Here is a 12,112-nt window from a genome sequence, read left to right on the forward strand (position 1 = left end):
CCTCCAACGGAACAGAAGTGGTGGGCACGCTTCCGCTTTGCCCACCCTACGATGCCTGCGAGCGGATCTCCACCTCGCCTCACATCCGCAACAACGCCTGCCGGTCGATCTTCCCCGTGCCCGTCTTCGGCAGCTCGTCGATAAAGATCACCTCGCGCGGATATTTGTAGGGCAGCAGCTTGCCCTTGACGTAGTCCTGCAGCCGCCGCGTCGCCTCGCTCTGGTCGGCGGTGCGGTTGTTCATCACCACCACCGCCTTGAGCGTCATGCGCCGGTCCGGCAGTTCGGCCGCGAACACCGCGCATTCGCGAATCTCGGGATGGTCGGCGAGGCACAGCTCGACCTCGAGCGGGTAGACCCACTGGCCCGAGATCTTGATGAGATCATCGGCGCGGCCGCGGAAGAAGTGAAAACCGTCGCTGTCGCGAACAAAACGGTCGCCGGTGTAGATCCACCCCTCCTCGCGGATGGTCTCGGCGGATTTGTCCGGCCGGTTCCAGTATAGCGGCGTGTTGGAATCGCCGCGCACCCACAAGATCCCTTCCTCGTCGTCGACCACGTCGCGACCGTCCTTGTCGCGGAGCGCGACCTCGTAGCCGGGAACGCGCAAGCCCGCCGCGCCGAGCTTCTTCTGCTCGGGGCGATTGGAGAGGTAGATGTGCAGCACCTCGGTCGAGCCGAGACCTTCGACGATCTCGAGGCCCGTCAGCGTCTTCCAGCCGTTGAAGACGTCGGCCGAGAGCACTTCGGCTGCCGAGAGCGCCATGCGCAGCGATGAGAAGTTCGCCTTGTCGGCGCCCTCGGCTTTGGTCAGCGACGTATAGAGCGTTGGCAGGCCGAAGAAGACCGTCGGCTGGTACTGCTCGATCGCGGCAAAGATCGATGCCGGCTTCGGCTGGCCCGGCAGCAGCAAAGTTGCCGCGCCCGCGGAGAACGGGAAGGTGATGGAATTGCCAAAGCCATAGGCGAAGAAAATCTTCGGCACGGAGAAGCAGATGTCGTCCGGCGCCAGCTTCAGCACGTTCCGTGCAAAGGCGGCCTCGCTATAGGCCATGTCGTGCTGGAGATGCACGATGCCCTTGGGCCGACCGGTCGAGCCGGAGGAGTACATCCAGAACGCCATCTCGTTGCGATGCGTATCGGCTTCCGCAAGCTTCGTCTGGAGTTGTGCAAGCCAGCTTGTTGCCGCGAGTGCGGCAGGCGCGGCGTGCTCTCCGACCGCGCCGTTCACGACGATCAGCGTGCGCAGGTTCGTGTCCTTGCATGCCTCCGCGTTGAAGCGACCGCAGAACTCGGCCTCCGCTACCGCAACGGCCGCGCCGGAATCGGCAAGATAGAATTGCAGCAGGTCCGGCGGCGTCAGCGTATTGATCAAGAGTGGCACGAAGCCTGCGCGCACCGCGCCGAAGAAGGCGGCGGGATAGGCCGGCGTGTCGTCGAGGAACAGCAGCACGCGGTCGCCGCGCTTCAGGCCGAGCGACGCAAGGCCGTTGCCCCAGCGGCATGCCTCGGCACACAGCTCGGCATAGGTCCGAGTGCCCGCCGGGCCAATCAGCGCGAGCTTGTCGCTGCGGCCTTTGGCGAGATTGTCGAACAGCACGCGGCTGGCGTTGTAGAGTTGCGGAACGGCAAAGCCGATCTCACGGGCGCCCGCGCCGTCCGCGGGCACCTGGTCGCGAATCTCGTTACTCATGCCGTAGCCTCGCGGTCCGCGTCTCCGCCGTTCTTCTCGGCCTCGTAGCGCGCCATGAAGGCCGGCGACATCGCGCGCAGCCGCGAATCGTCGATGCGGCCGGAGCGGGTGATGTAGCTATAGGCAAAGTCCATCAGGCCAAGCTGCATGTGCTGGGCAAAGTGCTCGTACCAGAAGGCCGAGGTGCGCGCGGCATTGATCAGCTTCTGCACCACAGGCTTGCGGGCGGCCTGGTAGCGATGCAGTGCGGTCGTCAGATGCGCATCCGATTCCAGCGCCTTGACCAGCGCGATGGCGTCCTCGATCGCGAGCCGCGTGCCCGATCCGATCGAGAAATGCGCCGAGTGCAGGGCATCGCCAATCAGCACCATGTTCTTGAACGACCAGTGCTCGTTCCAGACCCAGGGAAAGTTGCGCCAGACCGACTTGTTGGAGACCAGGCAGTGGCCGCCGAGCGTGTCGGCAAACACCTCCTCGCAGACGCCCTTGGACTGCTCGACGTCCTTGTAGGCGAAGCCATAGGCCTGCCAGGTCGCGTGATCGCACTCGACCAGGAAGGTGCTCATGGTCGGCGAATAGCGGTAGTGGTGCGCATTGAACGCGCCGCGGTCGGTCTTCACGAAAGTCTGCGACAGCGTGTCGAAGCGCTTTGAGGTGCCGTACCAGACGAATTTGTTGGAGGAATAGGACAGCGAGGTGCCGAAATCGCCCTCGTAGGCGCGGCGCACCAGCGAATTCAAGCCGTCGGAGGCGACGATCAGATCATGGCCGTTGAGCTGGTCGATCGTGTGAATCTGGGTGTCGAAGCGCGCCGTGACGCCGGCATCGAGCGCGCGCTTTTGCAGGAACTGCAGCAGCTCGAGCCGGCCGATCGACGAGAAGCCGACGCCATCGATGGCGACGCTGTCGCTACCGTGGTTCAGCGTGATGTTCTCCCAGCTCTCCATATGCGGCGCGATCGCATCGACCGTCTCGGGGTCGTCGGCGCGCAGGAACTCCAGGGCCTGGTCGGAGAACACGACGCCAAAGCCCCAGGTCGCGTCGGCCGGGTTCTGTTCGAACAGGTCGACTTGATCCTCGGGGTGGCGCTTCTTCCAGAGATAGGCGAAATAGAGCCCACCGGGCCCCCCGCCAATCACGGCGATCCGCAAATTCTGCCTCCCTAATTGACAGTATACTTACTATCTCAGGGTAGACTAATGGGCCCCGGCTTCCCACGCCAGCGGAATTATCGACAAGGCGAGGTGCGCCGCAGCACGGCCGCGGGCAACCGTCTTGCGCGTGCCCGAAACCGTCAGTTGCGAACCATAGCCAAACCGCATTGGGTTGACCACCCGCGCGTCAGACGCAGCGCTTCACGTAGACCCCGTTCACCAGCACCCTGGTACAGCGGACCACCGGCCTGCGGACCACGACGGCCGCGTTCGGCCCGGCGCAGCCGGCGCGATAGACGCCGCGCGCGCACACCACCGCGTTGGCATCGGACGACTCGAAGGTCATGGTCGCGGCGAAGGCAAGCAGCGCGGAAGCGATGAGCAGGAATGCACGCATGTCTTTCTCCCGGTCTTGTCGTGATTGAAATCGGTGGTCGGCAAAAGGTTAGTCGCAAGAGGCGCGCGAAAATTCACGCGCACCACCCACCATCGATGGCAGCGTGAGCCGCGTGCTGCTTATCGTGCGGCGAACGGCGCCAGCACGTCCTTGCAGCCGGGCGAGAGCGACGCCGCGTTGCTAGCAACGCATTGCACGATGCGGCCACCGCCGGGCTGGACGCCGGCGCAAAGCGTGCGGATGTCGGCGCCGCAGGCGGAGCGGACGATGAACAGCTCTTCGCGCGGCCGCAGTGGGCGCAATACGATCGCGGCGGGTGCGGCCGCCGGCGCGGCTCCGGAAGCCGGCGCGGCAGCAGCTGCGGGCGCGGCCGTCGCTGTTGCACCGCCGCCACCGGTCGCAGCGGTCACGGCCTTCGCGCAAGCCGCCGAAACCCCGGCCTTGTTCTTCTCCAGGCATTCGAGTGCGGGAGCGCCGCCCGGCGGCACGCTGGCGCAAACCTTGGGATAATCGGCGCGGCATGCGCTCTTGACCGCAGCAATTTGCGCGCCGCTCGGCTGCTTGGCGGCGGCGACCTTCGGCGCCGCGGCTGCCGGCTTTGCTGCGGGTGCGGACTCAGCCTTCGATGCGGCAGGCGGCGCTTCTGCCTTGGGGGCAGCTTCGGTCTTCGGCGCGGCAGGAGCAGCTTCGGCCTTCGGAACCGCGGCAGGCTCGATCGCACGAACCGCGGTTTGGCACCCGGAGGACAGGCCGGACATGTTCTTCTGCAGACATTGATACGCCTCGGCGCCGCCCGGCGTGACGCTCGCGCAGTGCGCCATGAAATCCGAGCGGCATGCGGAGCGGATCGCGCTCTTCTGAGCCTCGGTGGGCGCTTGCGCGAATGCGCTTGTTGCAGTTGCGAAGAGTGCTGCGGCGAGCAACGCCCTCCGCGTCGAAACATGTTTCAATGTGTTGAACATCGGGGTGAATTCCTGCCCTGTCGGTAGTGCCGACGCCTTATTAAAAGTGATGTAAGCAATCGTCGCGGGTGATGCTGCGCGCGCCATCCTTGGCCGCTTCGGCCACTACCGCAAGTAGATAATAGGCGTGGAATTGCGACGTAACTACGTCTCTACAGCTTGACCATGCGCTTGCCGCGGTTCTCGCCCGCGAGCAATCCGATCAGCGCCTTCGGCGTGTTCTGCAATCCATCGATGACGTCTTCCTGCACCTTCAGCTTGCCGGATTTTACCCAGGTCTGGAGATCGGCAAGGGCGCGCTGGCTCTCCTTCATGTAGTCCATCACGATGAAGCCCTGCATCACGAGCCGCTTCACCACGATCAGGCCGGGCACGCCGCGCGGGCCGTGTGCCGACGGCGTCCCGTCATACTGCGAGATCGCACCGCAGCAGGCGATGCGGCCGTAATTGTTCATCTGCGGAATGCACGCTTCCAGAATGTCGCCGCCGACATTGTCGAAATAGACGTCGATGCCCTTTGGTGCGGCCGCGCGCAGCGCCTTGAACACGGCGCCGTCCTTGTAGTCGACAGCCGCATCGAAGCCAAGCTCGGAGGTCAGCCAGTGGCATTTGTCCGCGCCGCCGGCGATGCCGATGACGCGGCATCCCTTGATCTTGGCGATCTGCCCGACGATCGAGCCGACCGAGCCCGCGGCCGCCGAGACCACGACGGTCTCGCCTTCCCTGGGCTTGCCGACCTCGAGCAGGCCGAAATAGGCGGTGAGGCCGGCGATGCCGAACACGCTGAGCAGATGCGTCATCGGCTCGAGCTTCGGCATTTTCGTCAAATGCTTTGCGGGCACTGCGGCAAACTCCTGCCAGCCGGTGTCACCGAACACGATGTCGCCCGGAGCAAGCTCAGGCGCCTTGGAGCTGACGACCTCGGCAATGCCGCCGCCGGCCATCACGCTGTTCGCTTCGACGGCCGAACGATACGTCGCCCCGTGCATCCAGGCGCGATTGGCGGCGTCGAGCGAGATGTAACGCACGTGTAGCAACGCCTCGCCGTCCTTCGGTTCCGGCAATGCGCTCTCGACCATCTTGAAATGCTCGGGGCCGAGCTTGCCGCTGGGCTTTTCCACCAGAAGAATTTGGCGATTGCGGCTTCCGGTCATGGTGTTCCCTCTCTCATTGCTTGACGTTTATTGATGCAGTTGCCGCAAACAAAACGAGCAAGCCGCATTCGTTGTGCGCTGCATGAAGGCTAGATCGCGGCGTTCGGTTTCGCAACGGGAACATCCGGCTCAAGGGAGCGCACGCAAAGCGTGTTGCGTCGCCGTCATATCTGCGACATCATGAAGCGGTCGGTGTAGTGGGGGTCATTGATGTCGAACAGGTTTACGCAATACATTTTGGCGGCGATGGTGCTGGGCATCATCATGGGCTCGGCGATTTACAATTTCCTGCCGGATACGCGTGGAGATTGGGCCTCGTCCATCAACCTGATCGCCGTGATCTTCCTGCGCCTGATCAAGATGATCATCGCGCCGCTGGTGTTTGCGACCCTGGTCGGCGGCATCGCCCATATGGGTTCGGGCTCCAAGCTCGGCCGCATCTTCGCCAAGACCATGGGCTGGTTCGTCAGCGCTTCCTTCGTGTCGCTGATGCTCGGCCTCGTCATGGTCAACCTGCTCCAGCCCGGCGCCAACTTCCCCGGCACGCTGCCTGACAAGGCGCAGTCGACCGGCCTGCCGGTCTCCGCCTTCTCGATCGAGAAATTCCTGACCCATCTGATCCCGACCTCGATCGCGGATGCGATGGCACAGAACGAGATCCTCCAGATCGTGATCTTCGCCGTGTTCTTCTCGGTGGCGATGGGTGCGCTGCCGGAGCGCTCCAAGCAGATCCTGGCGCTGATCGACGATCTCGGCCACATCATGCTGAAGGTCACGAGCTATGTGATGCTGTTCGCGCCGTTCGCGGTCTGGGCCGCGATCACCGCGACCGTCGCCAAGAACGGCCTGCTAGTGCTCTGGAAGCTCATCGTGTTCATGGGCGGCTTCTATCTCTCGCTCTTCATCCTCTGGGGCATCCTGGTGATGGTCGGCTTCATCGTGATCGGGCCGCGCTACAGCCATCTGCTCAGGCTGATCCGCGAGCCGCTGATGATCGCGTTCTCCACCGCGAGCTCGGAAGCGGCCTATCCGAAGACGCTGGAAGGACTGAACAAGTTCGGCGCCTCGTCGCGAATCTCGAGCTTCGTGCTGCCGCTCGGCTATTCCTTCAACCTCGACGGCACGATGATGTACTGCACCTTCGCGAGCATCTTCATCGCGCAGAGCTACCACATCGACATGCCGCTCGGCACGCAGCTGGCGATGCTGGCGACCCTGATGATCACCTCGAAGGGCGTCGCCGGCGTGCCGCGCGCCTCCCTTGTCGTGATCGCCTCGACGCTGTCGCAGTTCAACATCCCCGAGGCGGGGCTGCTGATGATCATGGGCATCGACACTTTCCTCGACATGGGCCGCAGCGCTACCAACGTGATCGGCAACACGCTGGCGACCTCGGTCGTGGCGAAGTGGGAAGGCGAGCTCGGACCCGAGCACGAGCTCGGAGCTGGCGATGTCGTGCCCGGCGACATGGTGCCGGGCGAAGTGCCTGCGATGGCCGGCCACTGACGGGAGTGCTTCATGCGCCCTTTGACGGCGATTTCGGGCAGCCTGTTGCTGGCAGCATGTCTGCTGGCTACGGGCGCCTGCGCCCAGACCGGCGGCAGCGAGGGGCTTAGCCCGACGCTGCTCGCCATCAAGAACGCGCACGCCGTGCGGCTCGGCTATCGCGAAAGCTCGCCGCCGTTCTCCTTCCTCGACCAGTCGGGCCGCCCGATCGGATATAGTCTCGAATTGTGCGAGGCTATCGTCGAGGAGATCGGCGTCGAGGTCGACGATCCCAATCTGAAGATCGACTACGTCAAGGTCACGTCGGACGACCGTATCGACGCGGTGCTCCAGAACAAGATCGATCTGGAATGCGGCTCGACCACGGCCAATTCCGAGCGCGGCAAGCGGGTGGCGTTCTCGCCGCTGATGTTCGTCGCCGGCACCAAGCTGATGGTGCCGAAGGCGTCCAGCGTCCAGTCGCTGACTGATCTCAAGGGCAAGACCATCGTGGTGACGAAGGGCACCACCAACGAGCAGGCGATCCTGGCCGCGGACAAGAAATCCTCGCTGGGGCTGAACATCGTCGTCGGTGCCGATCACGAGCAGTCGTACCAGATGCTGGTCGACGGCAAGGCCGACGCCTTCGCGACCGACGACATTCTCCTCTCGGGCCTGATCGTCCGCCACAAGGCGCAGGACAAGTTCCGCGTCACCGGCGACTTCCTGTCGTACGACCCCTACGGCATCATGTTCCGCAAGGGCGAGCCGCAACTCTCAGCCGTGGTGGACCGCACCTTCCGCAAGCTCGGCTCCAACCACGACCTCGTGCCGCTCTACAACAAATGGTTTGTCGCGCGGATGCCGACCGGCGAGCGGATGAACGTGCCGATCTCGCTGCAGCTGGAAGAAGCCTTCAAGGCGATGGACGATTCCGCGAGCGCGAATAATTGATGGCGGTCTCTTTTACCCTCCCCCTCCAGGGCCTGGAGGGGGAGGGTCGATCGCGCGTAGCGCGAGCGGGGTGGGGTGACGGTCTCTCCGCGACGAACAGTGCCCGAGTGGAGAGATCACCCCACCCCGTCACGCAATCTCGCTTCGCTCGATCGCGTACCGACCCTCCCCCTCCAGGTCCCTCCAGGGGAGGGTGAATTGAGTCCGCGGCTATTTGTGTTCCCCAAACACCCGATCCAGCGCCGCGTCGTACGTCGCCTGCACCAGCTCCGGATGCAGCTTCGCCAGCGCTTCCATCATCACGCCGGAATTGATTTCCAGCACGCGCCATTCGCCATCCACGCGCACCACGTCAGTTGACGCAAAGGTGATGCCGATCGCGCTTGCGGCATCGGTCGCGAGCTTCACGCAGGCCGCGCGGACCTCGTCGTCCTCCAGCAGCACGGGCTTGGCGCCGGCGTCAAGATTGTGCCGCCAATCCGAGCCGCGCTGCTTGCTGTAGACGATGCGGGGGACGTCATCGAGCAGGATCACACGGACCTCGTCCTCGATCTCGACATAAGGCGAGATCACGAGCCCTGTGCTCATCGAAAAGACCTCGCCGGCCGCGTGGTCGAGTTCGGTCTCTGTCGTCACCTTGAAGACCGATCGTCCCGACGTCCCCTCGTTGGGCTTCACCACCACGCCTTGCGGATTGTCGTGAAGCAGCCCAAGCATGGCCTCTCGCCAGGCGGCATCAACAACGTTGCTGCCCAGCTTCGGGTTGAGGAAGAGGTGATGCGGAATGCAGGGGACGCATCCAAGCGACAGCGTCTCGGCAGTCGCCGATTTGTCGTTGGCAAGGCGATGTGCGATCGCGCTGTTGAGGCCGATATCGTAGCCGAAGGCGAAGCGGCGCATCTCGCCGCGACGCATGGCGATCAGCCAGCCGCCCGGGCGGACATCGACGTCGATGCTATGACGCGCGCCATAGCTCCTGATCGCTTGGACGAAGATCCGCTCGCCGCTTGTCATGTCCAGATCGTTCCAGTCGCCAAAAGCCGCAAAAATGCGGGAAATGGCGCCAAGCCGGGGTAAAAATCAGAGCTATTCTTAATGAAATTCTTGCGAGCGCGATGGAAATTAAGTGCTGCAATTGCGCCCGAAAGGGAAAAGAAATTGCCCTCTGCGCCGCCCGGACAGCAGATCCGTTAATGGTGTGGCCGTTTCCGCCGCAAATGCCGCATTGACCGGCATCAATTGCATCCGGAACGAGGTTGATTATTGGCCTCAATGGCGTAGATCACACAGGCGAAATCCTCCGCCATGGCAATGGTGTCCGCCCCGTTTTCAGGGCCGGGCAACGCTTTTGCCCTAAAACCGCAATTATTCGGAATATCGAAAATCATGAGCGCGTTTTACCGAGAGAAGGTTCTTTCCGTCCAGCACTGGACCGACACGCTGTTCAGCTTCCGCGCCACGCGCGATACCGGCTTCCGCTTCCAGAACGGCCAGTTCGCGATGATCGGCCTCGAGATCGATGGCCGTCCGCTGCTGCGCGCCTACAGCATGGCCAGTGCCAATCACGAGGAAGAGCTCGAGTTCTTCTCGATCAAGGTGCAGGACGGACCGCTGACCTCGCGCCTGCAGAAGATCAAGGAAGGCGACACCATTCTGGTCGGCCGCAAGGCGACCGGCACGCTGATCACCGACAACCTCATCCCCGGCAAGCGGCTGATGCTGCTCTCGACCGGCACCGGCCTTGCGCCCTTCGCCAGCCTGATCAAGGATCCCGAGGTCTATGACCAGTTCGACAGCATCGTGCTGGTGCACGGCTGCCGCCAGGTCTCCGAGCTCGCTTATGGCGAGAAGCTCGTCGCGAATTTGCGCGAGGACGAGCTGTTCGGTGAGCTGCTCGCGGACAAGTTGATCTATTATCCGACCGTGACCCGCGAGCCGTTCCGCAATCGCGGCCGCATCACCGACCTCATCAGCTCCGAGCAGATGTTCAACGACATCGGCCAGGGCCCGCTCGACATCGCAACCGACCGCATCATGATGTGCGGCAGCCCGGCGATGCTCGAAGAGCTCAAGGTGATGTTCGAGGGCCGCGATTTCGTCGAAGGCTCCGGCAACAAGCCCGGCCACTTCGTGATCGAGAAGGCGTTCGTCGAGCGCTGATACCCGCCAACACCGCCGTCGTCCCGGGTCTGCGCTGACGCTTGCCCGGGACGACGGCGGAGAGTGTGGCTGGCATCTCGGCTCGCACCCTCACTACCACCCTCACCATCCTCCCCCGACCTTGTCATTGGCGTCGCCCGCGCGCGCCTTGTTATAAGCGCGCGGCAAAATCTCGCAGCGGTGTTGCGATGCGAGAAGTGGGGGAGCTGCGCCTTGCGCGCCACGGTGTGATTCCGCACGAGGCGCAGCTGCATGGCCACTGAATTGGTCACTGATTTGTCATGTCATTGAATCTATTGCAGTGCAAAAGCCCGCATCCGGAGGAATTGATCTGAAGCGTGCGGATTCGGTAGCCCCGGGACCGGTCCGCGTCATATCCATAGACCCGGCGCGGGCGTATCATACCCCGTCATCCTGACGAGAGGGACGTGGTCGTGGCCAACGAGAACAAGACACAAGCTTCGCCCGAAGGGCTGATGGAAACCCTGCTGCTTCCATTCTCGCCGCGCTTCATCATCCTGACGATCTGCGCGGTCGTCACCGCATTGCTGATCGGCATCGGCATCGCGGACCGCAAGATCTTCGACATCCTGCTGATCCCGATCTGCATCTTCGGCGCCCTGACGCTGCTCGGCGTCCGCGATCTCATGCAGAAGGGCCATGCGGTTCTGCGCAACTACCCGATCTCGGCGCATATCCGCTTCCTGCTCGAAGAGATCAGGCCGGAGATGCGGCAGTATTTCTTCGAGAGCGAGAAGGACGGCATGCCGTTCTCGCGCGACATTCGCGCGCTGGTCTATCAGCGCGCCAAGATGCAGCTCGACAAGCGTCCGTTCGGCACCCAGGAGGATGTCTATCGCGATGGCTATGAGTGGATGCATCACTCGGTGTCGCCGAAGGCGCACGCCGAGGAGAAGTTTCGTGTCACCATCGGCGGGCCGGACTGCGCAAAACCCTATTCGGCCTCGGTGTTCAACATCTCGGCGATGAGCTTTGGCGCGCTCAGCCCCAATGCGGTGCGCGCGCTCAATGCCGGCGCCAAGAAGGGCGGCTTCGCCCATGATACCGGCGAAGGCGGCTTCAGCCCCTATCACGCCGAGATGGGCGGCGACATCATCTGGGAGATCGGCTCCGGCTATTTCGGCTGCCGTCATCTCGACGGCAGCTTCGATCCAGAGGCGTTCGCGCGCGTCGCGAGCCAGGACCAGATCAAGATGGTCGAGCTCAAGATCAGCCAGGGCGCCAAGCCCGGCCATGGCGGCGTGCTGCCGGCGGCGAAGGTCTCGGAGGAGATTTCCAAGATCCGCGGCGTCACCATGGGCGAGGACTGCATCTCGCCAGCCTCGCATCGCGCCTTCTCGACGCCTGTTGGCATGATGCAGTTCATCGCCGAGATGCGAAAGCTCTCCGGCGGCAAGCCGGCTGGCTTCAAGCTCTGCATCGGCCATCCCTGGGAGTTTCTGGCGATCTGCAAGGCGATGCTGGAGACCGGCATCTATCCCGATTTCATCGTCGTCGACGGCAACGAGGGCGGCACCGGTGCTGCGCCGCTGGAGTTCATGGATCATCTGGGCATGCCGATGCGCGAGGGCGTCAATTTCGTCCATAACGCGCTGGTCGGGATCAATGCCCGCGACCGCATCAAGATCGGCGCGTCCGGCAAGATCGCCACCGCCTTCGACCTGGCGCGCGCGATGGCGATCGGCGCCGACTGGTGCAATTCCGCGCGTGGCTTCATGTTCTCGCTCGGCTGCATCCAGTCGCTGAGCTGCCACACCGACCGCTGTCCGACCGGAGTCGCGACCCAGGACCCGACGCGGGCACGTGCGCTCTACGTGCCGCTCAAGATCGACCGCGTGCACAATTATCATCGCGCCACGCTGCACTCGCTGACCGAGCTGATCGCGGCGGCCGGTCTCACCCATCCGCAGGAGCTGCGCCCGGTTCATTTCAGCCAGCGGACCTCGACGACCCGTGTGCAGTCCTTCGCACAGCTCTATCCGGCGCTGCGCCCGGGCGAGCTGCTCGAAGGGACGGAAGATCCGCGGTTCGGCGACGCCTGGCGGATGGCGCGGGCAGATTCGTTTCAGCCGGCGCTGTGAGGTTCCGCTCCACCACATGATACCGCCGCACCCTGCTGCGGGGCGTAAATT

At 63.6% G+C, this 12,112-nt stretch carries 11 protein-coding genes; 4 read left to right on the forward strand and 7 right to left on the reverse strand.

Translation table 11 applies throughout. From position 1 onward, the window contains the following. Positions 1 to 79: 79 nt before the first annotated feature. The 5 genes from ABIC09_RS01055 to ABIC09_RS01075 all read right to left on the reverse strand — a co-directional run bounded on the left by ABIC09_RS01055 (position 80) and on the right by ABIC09_RS01075 (position 5,360). Positions 80 to 1,693, reverse strand: coding sequence for a benzoate-CoA ligase family protein (locus ABIC09_RS01055; protein WP_354108138.1), 1,614 nt, complete (start codon positions 1,691 to 1,693; stop codon positions 80 to 82). Beyond that, entirely contained in the window at positions 1,690 to 2,844 is a 1,155-nt protein-coding gene (locus ABIC09_RS01060; RefSeq protein ID WP_354108139.1) for an FAD-dependent monooxygenase, read from the reverse strand. Before ABIC09_RS01060 ends, ABIC09_RS01055 begins: the two co-directional genes overlap by 4 nt. Before the next feature lie 190 nt (positions 2,845 to 3,034). After that, positions 3,035 to 3,244 carry a hypothetical protein gene (locus ABIC09_RS01065; protein WP_354108140.1) on the reverse strand — a complete coding sequence of 70 codons (210 nt, stop codon included), beginning with the start codon at positions 3,242 to 3,244 and terminating at the stop codon, positions 3,035 to 3,037. 119 nt (positions 3,245 to 3,363) lie between these two features. Then, positions 3,364 to 4,206, reverse strand: coding sequence for a cysteine rich repeat-containing protein (locus ABIC09_RS01070; protein ID WP_354108141.1), 843 nt, complete (start codon positions 4,204 to 4,206; stop codon positions 3,364 to 3,366). A 152-nt stretch (positions 4,207 to 4,358) separates the two neighbouring features. After that, a complete protein-coding gene (locus ABIC09_RS01075) occupies positions 4,359 to 5,360 on the reverse strand; it encodes an NADP-dependent oxidoreductase (protein ID WP_354108142.1) in 1,002 nt (333 codons plus the stop codon). 210 nt (positions 5,361 to 5,570) lie between these two features. On the opposite strand from ABIC09_RS01075, the gene ABIC09_RS01080 reads away from it, so the two are divergent. Further along, positions 5,571 to 6,866 carry a dicarboxylate/amino acid:cation symporter gene (locus tag ABIC09_RS01080; RefSeq protein WP_148751874.1) on the forward strand — a complete coding sequence of 432 codons (1,296 nt, stop codon included), beginning with the start codon at positions 5,571 to 5,573 and terminating at the stop codon, positions 6,864 to 6,866. 12 nt (positions 6,867 to 6,878) lie between these two features. Then, a complete protein-coding gene (locus ABIC09_RS01085) occupies positions 6,879 to 7,799 on the forward strand; it encodes an amino acid ABC transporter substrate-binding protein (protein WP_354108143.1) in 921 nt (306 codons plus the stop codon). A gap of 210 nt (positions 7,800 to 8,009) precedes the next feature. Here the strand turns inward: ABIC09_RS01085 and ABIC09_RS01090 are convergent, their stop codons facing one another. Together ABIC09_RS01090 and ABIC09_RS01095 are read right to left on the reverse strand one after the other, a co-directional pair. After that, entirely contained in the window at positions 8,010 to 8,813 is an 804-nt protein-coding gene (locus ABIC09_RS01090) for an ATP-grasp domain-containing protein (RefSeq protein ID WP_354108144.1), read from the reverse strand. A gap of 221 nt (positions 8,814 to 9,034) precedes the next feature. Next, positions 9,035 to 9,187 carry a hypothetical protein gene (locus tag ABIC09_RS01095; RefSeq protein ID WP_187434917.1) on the reverse strand — a complete coding sequence of 51 codons (153 nt, stop codon included), beginning with the start codon at positions 9,185 to 9,187 and terminating at the stop codon, positions 9,035 to 9,037. Between ABIC09_RS01095 and ABIC09_RS01100 the strand changes: the two genes are divergently transcribed. Continuing rightward, positions 9,186 to 9,959 carry a ferredoxin--NADP reductase gene (locus ABIC09_RS01100; RefSeq protein WP_354108145.1) on the forward strand — a complete coding sequence of 258 codons (774 nt, stop codon included), beginning with the start codon at positions 9,186 to 9,188 and terminating at the stop codon, positions 9,957 to 9,959. The two genes, ABIC09_RS01095 and ABIC09_RS01100, sit on opposite strands and share 2 nt — an antisense overlap. Before the next feature lie 476 nt (positions 9,960 to 10,435). Next, positions 10,436 to 12,061 (forward strand): FMN-binding glutamate synthase family protein, encoded by a 1,626-nt coding sequence (locus tag ABIC09_RS01105; protein WP_148751967.1) that lies wholly within the window; start codon positions 10,436 to 10,438, stop codon positions 12,059 to 12,061. Positions 12,062 to 12,112: the final 51 nt, after the last annotated feature.

Source organism: Bradyrhizobium sp. S3.12.5 (genome assembly GCF_040548225.1).
GTDB classification, from domain to species: Bacteria; Pseudomonadota; Alphaproteobacteria; order Rhizobiales; family Xanthobacteraceae; genus Bradyrhizobium; species Bradyrhizobium cytisi.